This is a genomic window from Pectobacterium peruviense (assembly GCF_002847345.1).
GTDB classification, from domain to species: domain Bacteria; phylum Pseudomonadota; class Gammaproteobacteria; order Enterobacterales; family Enterobacteriaceae; genus Pectobacterium; species Pectobacterium peruviense.
Map to the genome: position 1 here is coordinate 84,025 of NZ_LXFV01000001.1, position 12,774 is coordinate 96,798.

Genomic DNA, 12,774 nt, shown 5'->3' on the forward strand with positions numbered 1-12,774 from the left:
TGAATTATTTAGGATAGATATTTACTGCATGTTGTGCCGGTGGCTTGCTGCCGGCATTTTCATTTATAGAACACCTTATTGCGCACTGGCTCCTGGTGTTTTGTTGTCGAGCAGGTGTGTTTTTGCGTAATTGTCAGCGGGTGTTGCTAAACGCTGAGCGGCAATTATGATTATGTTTATTGATTGATCTGAAGAGTTTAGGCATGGAAAAAGAAAAAAAATCGAACGCTGAATTTGTTCCCCAGTTTCAACGCGCCTTTTTTCATCCGCGCTATTGGGGCGTTTGGTTAGGCGTTGGCGCGATGGCACTTGCTGCCTATATTCCCGCGCGGTTAAGAAACCCGGTTCTGGGTGGGTTAGGGCGTTTTGTCGGGAGAATATCAAAAGGCGCACGCCGCCGTGCCCGCATTAACTTGCTGTACTGCATGCCGGAGTTAACGGAAGCGCAGCGCGAAACTATCATCGATGACATGTTTGCGACGGCACCTCAGTCGATGATCATGATGGTAGAAGTGGGAATTCGTAACCCAAAGAAAATCGAAAAATATGTTCGCTGGCATGGCGAAGACATTCTGGAACGCATCAAAGCACAAGAGAAGAACGTGATTTTTCTGGTTCCGCACGGTTGGGGAGTTGATATCCCTGCGATGTTGCTGACCTCTCGCGGGCAGCGCATGGCGGCCATGTTCCACAATCAGAAGAATGCACTGGTGGATTATTGGTGGAATCGGTTACGTCGTCGCTTTGGTGGCCGCATCCATGCTCGTAACGACGGCATTAAGCCGTTTATTAGCTCCGTACGCTCTGGGTGCTGGGGTTATTACTTGCCCGATCAGGATCACGGCCCCGAGCACAGCGAATTCGTTGATTTCTTTGCGACCTATAAAGCAACGCTGCCTGCTGTCGGACGGCTGATGAAAGTGTGCCGAGCTGATATTGTGCCGTTGTTCCCGGTATATAACGCCAAAGACGGTTGCCTTGATGTATTTATTCGTCCGCCGATGGACGATTTGGCGGAAGCGGATGATGCTTATATTGCGCGGCGCATGAATGAAGAAGTTGAAATTCTGGTCAGACCGAACCCTGAGCAATACACCTGGATTCTTAAATTGCTGAAAACCCGCAAGCCGGGTGAGATTGAGCCATATTGCCGCGATGAGCTATACCGCAACAAGAAGTGAGATGAGTCGCGTATAGACGTATGGATAAAAAAGCCGGACGAGAAATCGTCCGGCTTTTTACTATCATAATACCGTCCGCCAACTCAGCTGCGGGTCAGTTATTACAATGATTATTCCACGCGCAGGATGCGGATGGTGTTGGTTGTGCCTACGGTGCCCATGATATCGCCCTGTGTGACGATAACCAGATCCCCAGACATCAGGAACCCTTTATCACGCAGCAAGATCACAGCATCATTGGCAGCAGCAACGCCGTCAGTGTAGCTGTCGAAATGCACCGGTGTAACACCACGATACAGTGCGGTCAGGTTCAGCGTGTGCTCATGACGGGACATGGCGAAAATCGGTAGGCCAGAACTGATACGGGACATCATCAGGGCGGTACGGCCAGATTCTGTCATAGCGATCAGTGCCGTCACCCCTTTCAGGTGGTTAGCCGCATACATAGAAGACATCGCGATGGATTCTTCCGTGTTATCAAACTGTACGTCAAGGCGGTGTTTGGAGACGTTGATGCTTGGAATTTTCTCCGCGCCTAGACAGACTTTCGCCATAGCAGCGACGGTTTCAGCCGGATATTGACCCGCAGCAGTTTCTGCTGACAGCATCACGGCATCGGTGCCATCCAGCACGGCGTTGGCGACGTCCATTACCTCAGCACGCGTTGGCATCGGGTTAGTGATCATCGATTCCATCATCTGCGTGGCGGTAATGACCGCACGATTCAACTGACGGGCACGACGAATCAACTTCTTCTGAATCCCTACCAGCTCTGGATCGCCGATTTCAACGCCCAGATCGCCCCTCGCGACCATAACCACGTCGGAAGCCAAAATAATGTCATCCATTGCGGCATCTGAACAGACGGCTTCAGCACGTTCAACTTTTGATACGATCTTGGCGTTACAGCCAGCGTCGCGTGCGAGGCGGCGTGCATAGTTGAGATCTTCACCGGTACGTGGGAAAGAGACAGCCAGATAGTCGACGCCAATTTTTGCGGCAGTAATAATGTCGGCTTTATCTTTTTCCGTCAGGGCTTCGGCAGACAGACCGCCACCGAGTTTGTTGATGCCTTTATTGTTAGACAGCGGGCCACCAACGGTGACTTCGGTGTAAACTTTCAGACCTTCAACCTGGAGGACTTTCAGCTGTACGCGACCGTCATCCAGTAACAGAATGTCGCCAGGCACTACGTCGCTCGGCAAGCCTTTGTAATCGATCCCGACTTTTTCTTTATCGCCTTCGCCTTTCGCTAAGTTGGCATCCAGCAAGAATTTGTCGCCGATATTCAGGAAGATTTTACCTTCTTTGAAGGTAGAAACACGAATTTTTGGACCCTGTAGATCGCCAAGAATGGCAACGTGGCGGCCTAATTTAGCCGCAATTTCACGAACTTTGTTGGCACGTAATTGATGATCTTCTGCTGTGCCGTGAGAAAAATTCATGCGTACTACGTTAGCGCCCGCATTGATAATCTTTTCAAGATTATTATCGCGGTCGGTAGCGGGCCCCAGGGTGGTAACAATTTTGGTTCTTCTGAGCCGTCTGGACATGTATAACTCCGTTCACTTGTGAAGCTGTAGTGTTGCGATTAAGCGTCGAATAACGGTGCAAAATGTCACTTTACAACAAAACTATTTCACCTGCGTTATCCGAACATCGTGTTGAGTCTGATTATCATACTGTACAGGTAATGCTCGCCATCTTTCCATAACCGCCGTTTGTGGCTACATCAAGATGAGGCGGGTAGATGATACCGCTCATTTTTATTACCCGTCATACTTCAAGTTGCATGTGCGTTGGCTTCGCTTACTCACCCGAATCACTTACTTGAGTAAGCTCATCGGGACTCCTTCGCTTGCCGCCTTCCTGAAACTCGAATTATTTAGGGTATAGGATATAACTAAAAGCAAAGCACAACGTAAAACTTACCTATCACCTGAAAGGGTTAATCAATCGTTCGTCTTTATCAAAGCGCGATTCACGCAAGGCTTCTTTGACCCGTTTCAGGTTATCTCGAAATTTTTCCCCGCGACGCAGTGTGAATCCCGTCGCCAGAACGTCGATCAGCGTCAACTGAGCGATGCGGGATACCATCGGCATATAGACATCGGTATCTTCAGGCACGTCAAGCCGTAAGGCCAGCGAGGCTTCACGCGCCAGCGGCGTGCCATCCGACGTGATGGCGATCACTGTCGCATCGTTCTCACGTGCCAGTTGCGCCATTTCGACCAGACTTTTGGTTCTACCAGTATGGGAGATCAACACCACGACGTCGCCGTCGCTGGAATTCATGCAGCTCATGCGCTGCATAACGATGTCATCAAAATAAACCACGGGGATGTTGAAGCGGAAAAATTTGTTCATCGCATCGTGTGCGACTGCGGCGGAAGCGCCCAGACCAAAAAAAGAAATTTTCTTCGCCTGCGTCAGCAAATCTACGGCGCGGTTGACGGCGGTAACATCCAGGCTCGATTTCACCTGCTCTAAGCCGGCCATCGCGGATTCAAAGATTTTACTGGTATAGGCGTCAACGCTGTCATCTTCTTCAACGTTACGGTTCACATACGGCGTACCGTTCGCCAGACTTTGCGCCAGATGTAGTTTAAAATCGGGAAAACCTTTAGTTTCAAGTCGACGGCAGAAACGATTAACCGTTGGCTCACTGACGTCGGCCATTTTGGCCAGCGTCGCGATGCTGGAGTGAATAGCCGTCTGCGGAGTGCTCAGGATCACTTCAGCCACTTTTCTTTCTGATTTGCTCAAGAGTTCTAAGTGACTCTGGATTTTTTCCAGCATATTCATACGACAAGGGCCATGTAAGTTTTTTCCGATTTCAACTAAAGGTACAACTGGCATGCATTACGTGAAAAAATGCACGTCGTGAAAATATACTACGACCTGTGGTGGTTGGCAGAGGGCAACGCGCTAAGTTGACGCCTTTTTTTGCCAGAACATGACATGTGTCTAACTTTCAGAAAAGTAATCGACTGTCAGAAACGACGAAAAATTTCGTTTTAGGGCGAACGCATAAGTGACTTCAGCCACTGCACAGACCGATTTATGCAGGTTTTCAGTCAATACTGATCATTATTTAGCATTTTTATGATGGGTTTACTGGCTGTAGTCAAAAAGAGTACATTATCGCTGTAATAAAATTACAGCATCCTGCAACGAGGAGATGAACATGGCGGTAACTTCAACAGCCCAAGCGTGCGATCTGGTTATTTTCGGTGCCAAGGGCGATCTGGCGCGCCGTAAATTGCTGCCTTCCCTGTACCAGTTGGAAAAAGCAGGTCACATCCATGCGGACACCAAAATTATTGGCGTAGGCCGTGCGGATTGGGATAAAGCGGAGTATACCCGCGTCGTGCGCGAAGCGCTTGACACCTTTATGAAAGAAGCCATCGACGATAAGTTGTGGGAAACGCTAAGTAGTCGGCTGGATTTCTGCAATCTTGATGTGGAAGACACGAAAGCCTTCAACAAGCTGGGCAAGATGCTTGACCAGAAAAATCGCACCACGATCAACTATTTTGCGATGCCACCCAGCACATTTGGGGCGATCTGCAAAGGGTTGGGAACCGCAGGGCTGAATAAAGAACCTGCGCGCGTGGTGATGGAAAAACCGCTGGGTACCGACCTGGCATCTTCTCGCGTGATTAACGATCAGGTCGCGGAATTCTTCAACGAGTGCCAGGTTTACCGTATCGACCACTATCTGGGTAAAGAAACGGTTCTGAACCTGCTGGCGCTGCGTTTTGCCAACTCGTTGTTCTCCTCAAATTGGGATAACCGGACGATCGATCATGTGCAGATCACGGTAGCCGAAGAAGTGGGGATTGAAGGGCGCTGGGGCTATTTTGATAAAGCCGGTCAGATGCGTGACATGATCCAGAACCACCTGTTACAGATTCTGACGATGATTGCGATGTCGCCGCCGTCTGATTTGACGACCGACCGCATCCGTGATGAAAAAGTAAAAGTGTTGCGTTCGCTGCGTCGTATCAATCGTTCTAATGTGCATGAAACAACGGTGCGCGGCCAATATTCTTCTGGTTTTGTTCAGGGACATAAAGTGCCGGGCTATCTGGAAGAAGAGGGTGCGAACAAAAGCAGCAGCACGGAAACGTTTGTCGCCATTCGTGTCGACATCGATGACTGGCGCTGGTCTGGTGTGCCGTTCTACCTGCGCACCGGAAAACGTCTGCCAACGAAATGTTCAGAAGTGGTGGTGTACTTTAAAAATCCGGCACTGAACCTGTTCCATGATTCTTACCAGCAGTTACCGCAGAACAAGCTGATCATCCGCTTGCAGCCGGATGAAGGCGTGGAAATCCAGATTCTGAATAAAATTCCAGGGTTAGAGCACAAGCATCGCCTGCAAACGGTGAAGCTGGATCTGAGCTTCTCGGAAACCTTTAACCAGCAGCACCTGGCGGATGCCTATGAGCGCCTGTTGCTGGAAACCATGCGTGGGATCCAGGCGTTGTTCGTTCGTCGTGATGAAGTTGAAGAAGCCTGGAAATGGGTGGATTCCATCATGGATGCGTGGGCCATGGACAACGATGCGCCGAAACCGTATCAGGCAGGAAGCTGGGGACCGGTAGCATCTGTCGCGATGATTACTCGCGATGGCCGTTCCTGGAATGAGTTTGAGTAATTTTTTGATAATACGTCAGTAACGGGAATGCGGAGGTTATTCGGCATTCCATCGTTTTAATGTATGGCTAACGGTGCGGTCGGACATCTGCGGCGACGCAGATCCCTGTGGCAGGGGCGCGCTATATAATTAATGATGCCTTCGGGCATGACTGGAGATAACTTTTGATGAAAAACTGGAAAACGAGCGCGGAACAGATTTTGACAACGGGTCCCGTTGTTCCTGTGATTGTGGTCAACAAACTGGAACACGCGGTGCCGATGGCAAAAGCGTTAGTCGCGGGCGGCGTTCGCGTTCTGGAACTGACATTGCGTACCGACTGTGCCATTGACGCGATCCGTGCGATTGCGAAAGAAGTACCGGAAGCTATCGTGGGTGCAGGTACGGTGACAAATCCTCAGCAACTGGCTGCGGTTGTTGAAGCGGGTGCGCAGTTTGCCATCAGCCCCGGTCTGACCGAGCCGCTGTTGAAAGCTGCGACGGAAGGCAACATCCCGTTGATTCCAGGTATCAGCACCGTGTCTGAATTGATGCTGGGTATGGATTACGGCCTGCGTGAGTTCAAATTCTTCCCAGCAGAAGCTAACGGCGGCGTGAAAGCGCTCCAGGCGATTGGTGGGCCGTTTGCTCATATTCGTTTCTGCCCGACTGGTGGCATTACGCCGAACAACTACCGTGATTATCTGGCGCTGAAAAGCGTGCTGTGCGTAGGCGGTTCTTGGTTGGTGCCGAACGACGCGTTGGAAAGCGGCGATTACGCGCGAATTACTGAGCTGGCACGTGAAGCTGTTGCGGGCGCAAAAGCCTAAGTTCGCTGGTTACTGAATGACGAAGGCCACTCACTGAGAGTGGCCTTTTTTATGACGGACATCCTTGTCCGTCACCCTGCGAGCCGTCGCAAGCGACGTTGAAAAACGTTCCTTATTTTTTTCAACAGGCTATCCCTGCCTGCTACCCTCTGGGTTGTTGCAATGCATCAGCCGCTGACTTTTACGCCTGCTGCGACACGCTTTGCGATGTCGACAGCATCGTCTGTCGTTTCTGCACTGGCTAACGCAACGCCCATACGGCGTTTCCCGCTGATATCCGGTTTACCAAACAGGCGAATTTGCGTATGAGGGAGGAGCGCGTTTTCCAGTCCCTGATAACGTACGTTGTTGCTATCGAGTTCCGGTAAAATTACCGCGGAAGCCGATGCACCGTATTGACGAACGGATCCAATTGGTAGCCCCAGGAAAGCGCGAACGTGCAGGGCAAACTCAGACAGATCCTGAGAAATCATCGTCACCATGCCAGTATCGTGCGGGCGAGGGGAGACCTCGCTGAAAATAACCTCATCACCGCAGACGAACAGCTCAACGCCGAACAGACCATAACCGCCGAGCGCTTTCACGACATCGCTAGCCATCTTCTGTGCGCGTTCCAGCGCCAGTGCACTCATCTGCTGCGGCTGCCAGGATTCGCGATAATCGCCGTCTTCTTGTCGATGACCGATTGGCGCACAGAAATGAATGCCGTCAACGGCATGGATGGTCAGCAGGGTGATCTCAAAATCAAAATTAACCAATCCTTCAACGATGACGCGTCCACCACCCGCCCGTCCACCCTGTTGGGCATAGCGCCATGCCTGCTCTAACTGCTCAGCGGAACGAATCAGGCTTTGTCCTTTGCCGGATGAACTCATGACCGGTTTAACAATGCAGGGATAACCAATCGCATCTACTGCTTGACGAAAGCTTTCTTCGCTGTCGGCAAAACAGTAGGTGGATGTCGGAACGCCGAGTGTTTCGGCAGCCAGACGACGGATGCCTTCACGGTTCATTGTCAGGCGTGTCGCTTCAGCACAAGGGACAACGTGGTGACCCTGTTTTTCCAGCGCCACCAGCATGTCGGTCGCGATAGCCTCAATTTCCGGCACGATGTAATCAGGGCGTTCGGCTTCAACCAACGCTTTTAATGCGTCGCCATCCAACATATTGATGACGTGGCTGCGATGTGCAACTTGCATCGCGGGTGCATCGGCATAGCGATCGACTGCGATCACTTCGATTCCAAGGCGCTGACATTCAATCGCCACTTCTTTGCCTAATTCACCGGAGCCAAGCAGCATCACTCGTGTGGCATCCGCACGCAGGGCGGTTCCAATCGTTAACATAACCTTATACCTGATCGGGTTGTGAAAAATGGCCGCAGTATAAACGAAAACGTTTGCGTGCGCATTAAAGAGGGGACGCCCTGGAATGCGTTACGCAAAAGCGCATCAAGAGACAAGGACGTGGCTTGGCATTGCTGGGCAATCGTGCCACTCTTCTTGCAGAGTGAAAATTTTATGTCAAGACAACGAGATCCGACGCGATGAAGATACCGCAAGCTGAAAAAAGACCCCACGCGATAAGTACACATGGCGATACGCGTATCGACAACTATTACTGGCTGCGTGATGACGAGCGCGCCGATCCGCAGGTGTTGGCCTATCTGGAACAGGAAAATGCCTACAGTGAAGCGATCATGGCCCCTCACGAGGCACGGAAGCGGTCGCTGTATGACGAAATGGTTAACCGTATCCCGTCGACGGATATGTCTGTGCCGTATGTCAGGAAGGGGTATCGCTACCAAAGTCGCTATGAGCAAGGTAAAGAGTACGCCATTTATCTGCGCCAACCTGAGCAGGCAACAGATGCGTGGGACACGCTGTTGGACGGAAATCAACGTGCGAAGGGGCATGAGTTTTATAGTCTCGGCGCGCTTGAGATTAGTCCTAGCAATTCGCTGTTAGCACTCTCGGAGGATTTCTTATCTCGTCGGCAGTACACGATTCGTTTTCGTGACCTTAACCGAGACGAATGGTTACCGGATGTGATCGAAAATGTGACCGCAGGTGCGGAATGGTCGGCAGATTCAACGGTGCTGTACTACGTGCGCAAACATGACAAAACGCTGTTACCGTATCAGGTCTACCGTCATCGCTTAGGCAGCGATCCGGCGCAGGATGAGCTGGTGTATGAAGAGAAAGACGATACGTATTATGTCAGTCTGAGTAAAACGACATCAGAGCATTACATCACCATTTATCTCAGCAGCACCACGACGACCGAGGTGCTATTGCTTGATGCGATGATCCCAGATGCCGTGCCGCAGGTATGCATTCCACGTCGAAAAGATCATGAATATGGCATCGATCACTATCAGGACCGGTTTTATTTGCGTTCCAATCGAGACGGAAAAAACTTCGGTCTTTATCGTTCGGATAAGCCTGATGAACACGCACTGGAAACACTGATTGCTCCACGTGAGCACTGCGTGCTGGAGAGTTTTGAACTTTTCCGTGATTGGCTGGTGGTGGAAGAAAGAGAGCGCGGTTTGACCAGCTTACGTCAGATTCACTGGCATACGCAGGAAGAGAAAGCGATCACCTTCAATGATGCGAGTTATGTGACATGGTTGTCGTACAACCCTACGCCAGAAACGGCATTGATGCGATATGGCTATTCATCAATGACAACCCCCAGCTCGCTGTATGAACTGAATTTGGACACGGGCGAACAGCAGTTACTTAAACAAGCCGAAGTGAAAGATTTCTCCCCAGATAGCTATCGGAGCGAACGTTTGTGGATCACGGCCCGAGATGGCGTCGATGTGCCCGTTTCTTTGGTTTACCATCGCGACCATTTCAGCCCTGGTAAGAATCCGATACTGGTCTATGGCTACGGTGCTTATGGGAATAGCATGGATCCTGACTTCAGCGTTAGCCGTCTGAGCCTACTAGACCGAGGATTTGTTTTTGCCTTAACGCACATTCGCGGTGGCGGTGAACTGGGTCAACAGTGGTATGACGATGGCCGGTTACTCAATAAGATGCATTCCTTCACGGATTTCATCGATGTGTCTCAGGCACTGATAGAAAAAGGCTATGGCGATAGGAAAAACATGTTTGCCATGGGGGGCAGTGCGGGAGGTTTGCTGATGGGCGCGGTCGTGAATATCGCCCCTGACCTATTTAAAGGCGTTGTCGCTCAGGTTCCGTTCGTTGATGTGTTGACGACAATGTTGGATGAGTCTATTCCACTGACGACTGGAGAGTATGACGAGTGGGGCGATCCGAATGAACAAACCTACTATGACTACATCAAGCAGTACAGTCCCTATGACGGTGTTACCGCACAGCGCTATCCGCATTTGTTGGTGACGACCGGATTACACGATTCTCAGGTTCAGTATTGGGAGCCTGCAAAGTGGGTGGCGAAATTGCGGGAAGTCAAAACAGACGATCGTCTGGTGCTGTTGTACACCGATATGGAAGCTGGGCACGGTGGAAAGTCTGGTCGCTTCAAACGCTATGATGATATTGCGCTGGAGTATGCTTTCCTGTTGATGGTGCTTGAAAAGGCTGCGTAAAGTCAGGAATAAGAGCTAACAGCTGCGGTTATGAAGGTAAACCCGTTTTCGGGTTTACCCGATCGGCATGGGACATTACTTCGGTAATACCAGCACTCAGGTGATATCAGCTTGCGGCTTCTTCGCCTTTTTATCGGCACGTTTTTCGGCTGCCGTTTTCAGGGGCTTTTTCTTACTGTTCTTTTTACTATCCAGTCCTTTACTCATATCTTGCCTCGCTTGATAAAAGGTAAGGTTGCCACTCCATTAACCTCCTGTGCGGGTCGATATGCAAGCAGAAAATTGTTTTTGCTGTGTAAGAATGTAACCCGTGGAAAGGGATGTTTTCCACGGTAACGCCGTCTTAGATTGGAATGAGGGGAATCGCTATTTAGACTTCGGTTCGTAGGGTAAACGAGAGAATTGTAGTGAACGCTGGCGATAAAACATTACACGCTCACGAAAGTAGTTACGCAGGTGCTCGGGTTGTTCTCTCTCAACGACCTCTGGAATGACCGGCATATTGTAACGTTCTTTGAAGGCAACACCTGACGCTGCCAAGTCTACGTTAACCTTATCCATATCCTCTTTGGATAATTCTGCCAGATTATGTCCCATACTACTTTCTCCTGCCTATTGGCCACAGACTGATGTGTGCCACGGTAAAGTAGCGACGGGAAAATGGCAAGTGTTCGACTTATCATATGAATGTTTATTCTTCTCATTACGAAGTGGGAATCATTTTTAATATCTGCACATCATAAAAAATATAGATCGAAGTTGTTATTTTTGATAATAAAAACGATTCGCAATAATATAGTAAAAATCACTCTTAAGTGATAATAAATATCAATAACAATAAATTTAAGTTGCTGTTTTTTATGGTTATTTTAATGCGATTATATTGATGTTAATAAAGTGTTTTTTATTTTATTTTTTCAGGCATAATGCCCAGGATAATTTCACCTGCCGAGAAAATAGGGAGTTACTATGTTAAAAAAAGAAATGATTCAGAAGCTCAATGAGCAACTTAATCTGGAGTTTTATTCTGCGAATTTGTATCTACAAATGAGTGCATGGTGCGGTGATAAAGGTTTTGAAGGCGCATCTAGTTTCCTGAAGACGCATTCTCAGGAAGAAATGCAACACATGCAGCGCCTGTTTGACTATCTGGATGACACGGGAAGCTTGCCTGTGTTAGGCGCGATTGCGGCTCCGCCGATTGATTTCGATTCACTGGCTGATGTCTTCAAACTGACCTATGAACACGAACAGCTGATTACAGCAAAAATTAATGAGTTGGCACATGCGGCGATGGCGCAGCAGGACTACTCTACATTTAATTTCCTACAATGGTACGTTGCCGAACAGCACGAAGAAGAAAAACTGTTCCGTTCTATTCTGGACAAACTGGCGTTGGTTAATGCTAGCGAAGGTGGCCTATTCTTCATCGATCAGGACCTGAAAAAAATGTCTACGGCAGCACCGTCAGCCTAACGACAACCGGCACCTCTGTCGGTTAATACGCATTTGAATAACGCGGGATAATGTTCTCGTTATCCCGCGTTATTTCTTCTCTCGAACGACTTGTCACCTTATACCTCGCTGTAAGTTTTATTCTTGGTTTCGCACTCGACTTCATCTTCCTCTGTCGCTATGATCGCGTTAGTAGTGATACACAACGTTATGTTTTATAAGGTTTGATGCTGTCTTTTTCTGATTCGGATAAAGCTGCAATCCTCACACACATCATCGTCTGAATACGCATGTCGGGAATACCATGATGAAGAAATTGTTGCTATCTATCGTGCTTACCTCACTTTCTGCGAATGCTTTTACTGTCGCCAAGTTGGCCAATATCAGCCGACTGGAATATGGCGATCGCTGGGCTTTCACGCGTGAAGAAGTTCAACTGATTTGTCGCCCTGGCAATGCGCTATACGCCTTACATACCGGTACGCTGATGCAATATCCGCTGAATGATGTCGCCATTGAGCAGATGAAATCTGGGCAAGTGAGTGCGCAGCCGATAGACGTCATCTGGCTAGACGATCCTAAACAGCCTGGACAGAAAAAAAGTCTTCAGCCATTTATCGAGCGTGCAGAGCAACTGTGCCAGCCAGATGCTAAACCATGAAGTGATTGATTTGATTATTAATGTTAATTATTTACTTCTTTATGGTTAATGCAAAGTGTGAAACCTGTTCCATTTGTGATAATTGCGAGCGGACTGATGCTGGAAAACGCGGGGGAGTTGGCTACGCTTAAGGTACAGGGCTAGTACAGCTTGTATAAATGCCAACTTTTAGCGCACGGCTCTCCCAAGAGCCATTTCCCTAGACCGAATACAGGAATCGTGTTCGGTCTTTTTTTTGATGTATCGGTTGGTAAACCATCACCAATGAACGAGTGGGGCGAGAGGAATTTCTTCTCTGTCCGGCTTTTAAAGGCTTTTAAGAATAAATGCTTGCTAAAGATTTTCATACATGCGTTAATAGCTCGTCGGTTTGATTCGCAGACCTAAAAAGCAGTTTAGTAAAGCAGTTCTCATTTCAA

Annotated in this window: 10 protein-coding genes; 6 read left to right on the top strand and 4 right to left on the bottom strand. The window is 49.1% G+C overall.

What is annotated here, in order from left to right; genetic code table 11:
- The first annotated feature begins 203 nt into the window (after window positions 1-203).
- The gene (gene lpxM, locus A0G03_RS00365; protein ID WP_048260424.1) at window positions 204-1,181 is read left to right on the top strand and encodes a lauroyl-Kdo(2)-lipid IV(A) myristoyltransferase; all 978 of its coding nucleotides are present in this window, start codon (window positions 204-206) and stop codon (window positions 1,179-1,181) included.
- A gap of 110 nt (window positions 1,182-1,291) precedes the next feature.
- Here the strand turns inward: lpxM and pyk are convergent, their stop codons facing one another.
- Both pyk and A0G03_RS00375 read right to left on the bottom strand, forming a co-directional pair.
- On the bottom strand, window positions 1,292-2,734 hold the full coding sequence (gene pyk, locus A0G03_RS00370) for a pyruvate kinase (RefSeq protein WP_011094029.1): 1,443 nt from the start codon (window positions 2,732-2,734) through the stop codon (window positions 1,292-1,294).
- Window positions 2,735-3,116: 382 nt separating this feature from the next.
- On the bottom strand, window positions 3,117-3,986 hold the full coding sequence (locus A0G03_RS00375) for a MurR/RpiR family transcriptional regulator (RefSeq protein WP_010275858.1): 870 nt from the start codon (window positions 3,984-3,986) through the stop codon (window positions 3,117-3,119).
- Window positions 3,987-4,368: 382 nt separating this feature from the next.
- Here A0G03_RS00375 and zwf point away from each other — a divergent pair, with 382 nt between their 5' ends.
- Both zwf and A0G03_RS00385 read left to right on the top strand, forming a co-directional pair.
- Window positions 4,369-5,844, top strand: a complete 1,476-nt coding sequence (gene zwf, locus A0G03_RS00380; RefSeq protein WP_048260423.1) for a glucose-6-phosphate dehydrogenase — start codon at window positions 4,369-4,371, stop codon at window positions 5,842-5,844.
- Window positions 5,845-6,011: 167 nt separating this feature from the next.
- Complete coding sequence (locus A0G03_RS00385; RefSeq protein WP_048260422.1) at window positions 6,012-6,653, top strand: bifunctional 4-hydroxy-2-oxoglutarate aldolase/2-dehydro-3-deoxy-phosphogluconate aldolase; 642 nt, start codon at window positions 6,012-6,014, stop codon at window positions 6,651-6,653.
- A 167-nt stretch (window positions 6,654-6,820) separates the two neighbouring features.
- Here the strand turns inward: A0G03_RS00385 and purT are convergent, their stop codons facing one another.
- The gene (purT, locus tag A0G03_RS00390; protein WP_048260420.1) at window positions 6,821-7,999 is read right to left on the bottom strand and encodes a formate-dependent phosphoribosylglycinamide formyltransferase; all 1,179 of its coding nucleotides are present in this window, start codon (window positions 7,997-7,999) and stop codon (window positions 6,821-6,823) included.
- Window positions 8,000-8,199: 200 nt separating this feature from the next.
- Between purT and A0G03_RS00395 the strand changes: the two genes are divergently transcribed.
- Window positions 8,200-10,239 carry a S9 family peptidase gene (locus A0G03_RS00395; RefSeq protein WP_048260418.1) on the top strand — a complete coding sequence of 680 codons (2,040 nt, stop codon included), beginning with the start codon at window positions 8,200-8,202 and terminating at the stop codon, window positions 10,237-10,239.
- 366 nt (window positions 10,240-10,605) lie between these two features.
- On the opposite strand, the gene A0G03_RS00400 is transcribed toward A0G03_RS00395, so the two are convergent.
- Window positions 10,606-10,836: a DNA polymerase III subunit theta gene (locus A0G03_RS00400; protein WP_014699768.1), complete on the bottom strand. Its 231-nt coding sequence runs from the start codon at window positions 10,834-10,836 to the stop codon at window positions 10,606-10,608.
- A gap of 372 nt (window positions 10,837-11,208) precedes the next feature.
- Between A0G03_RS00400 and ftnA the strand changes: the two genes are divergently transcribed.
- The gene (ftnA, locus tag A0G03_RS00405; RefSeq protein WP_048260416.1) at window positions 11,209-11,715 is read left to right on the top strand and encodes a non-heme ferritin; all 507 of its coding nucleotides are present in this window, start codon (window positions 11,209-11,211) and stop codon (window positions 11,713-11,715) included.
- 283 nt (window positions 11,716-11,998) lie between these two features.
- Entirely contained in the window at window positions 11,999-12,355 is a 357-nt protein-coding gene (locus tag A0G03_RS00410) for a YebY family protein (RefSeq protein WP_080965243.1), read from the top strand.
- The last annotated feature ends 419 nt before the right edge of the window (window positions 12,356-12,774 follow it).

What these genes read in the sequence shown, in the direction of transcription:
- lpxM (WP_048260424.1), top strand. Translation starts at nt 204, where the DNA reads ATGGAAAAAGAAAAAAAATCGAACGCTGAATTTGTTCCCCAGTTTCAA.
- pyk (WP_011094029.1), bottom strand. Translation starts at nt 2,734, where the DNA reads ATGTCCAGACGGCTCAGAAGAACCAAAATTGTTACCACCCTGGGGCCC.
- A0G03_RS00375 (WP_010275858.1), bottom strand. Translation starts at nt 3,986, where the DNA reads ATGAATATGCTGGAAAAAATCCAGAGTCACTTAGAACTCTTGAGCAAA.
- zwf (WP_048260423.1), top strand. Translation starts at nt 4,369, where the DNA reads ATGGCGGTAACTTCAACAGCCCAAGCGTGCGATCTGGTTATTTTCGGT.
- A0G03_RS00385 (WP_048260422.1), top strand. Translation starts at nt 6,012, where the DNA reads ATGAAAAACTGGAAAACGAGCGCGGAACAGATTTTGACAACGGGTCCC.
- purT (WP_048260420.1), bottom strand. Translation starts at nt 7,999, where the DNA reads ATGTTAACGATTGGAACCGCCCTGCGTGCGGATGCCACACGAGTGATG.
- A0G03_RS00395 (WP_048260418.1), top strand. Translation starts at nt 8,200, where the DNA reads ATGAAGATACCGCAAGCTGAAAAAAGACCCCACGCGATAAGTACACAT.
- A0G03_RS00400 (WP_014699768.1), bottom strand. Translation starts at nt 10,836, where the DNA reads ATGGGACATAATCTGGCAGAATTATCCAAAGAGGATATGGATAAGGTT.
- ftnA (WP_048260416.1), top strand. Translation starts at nt 11,209, where the DNA reads ATGTTAAAAAAAGAAATGATTCAGAAGCTCAATGAGCAACTTAATCTG.
- A0G03_RS00410 (WP_080965243.1), top strand. Translation starts at nt 11,999, where the DNA reads ATGATGAAGAAATTGTTGCTATCTATCGTGCTTACCTCACTTTCTGCG.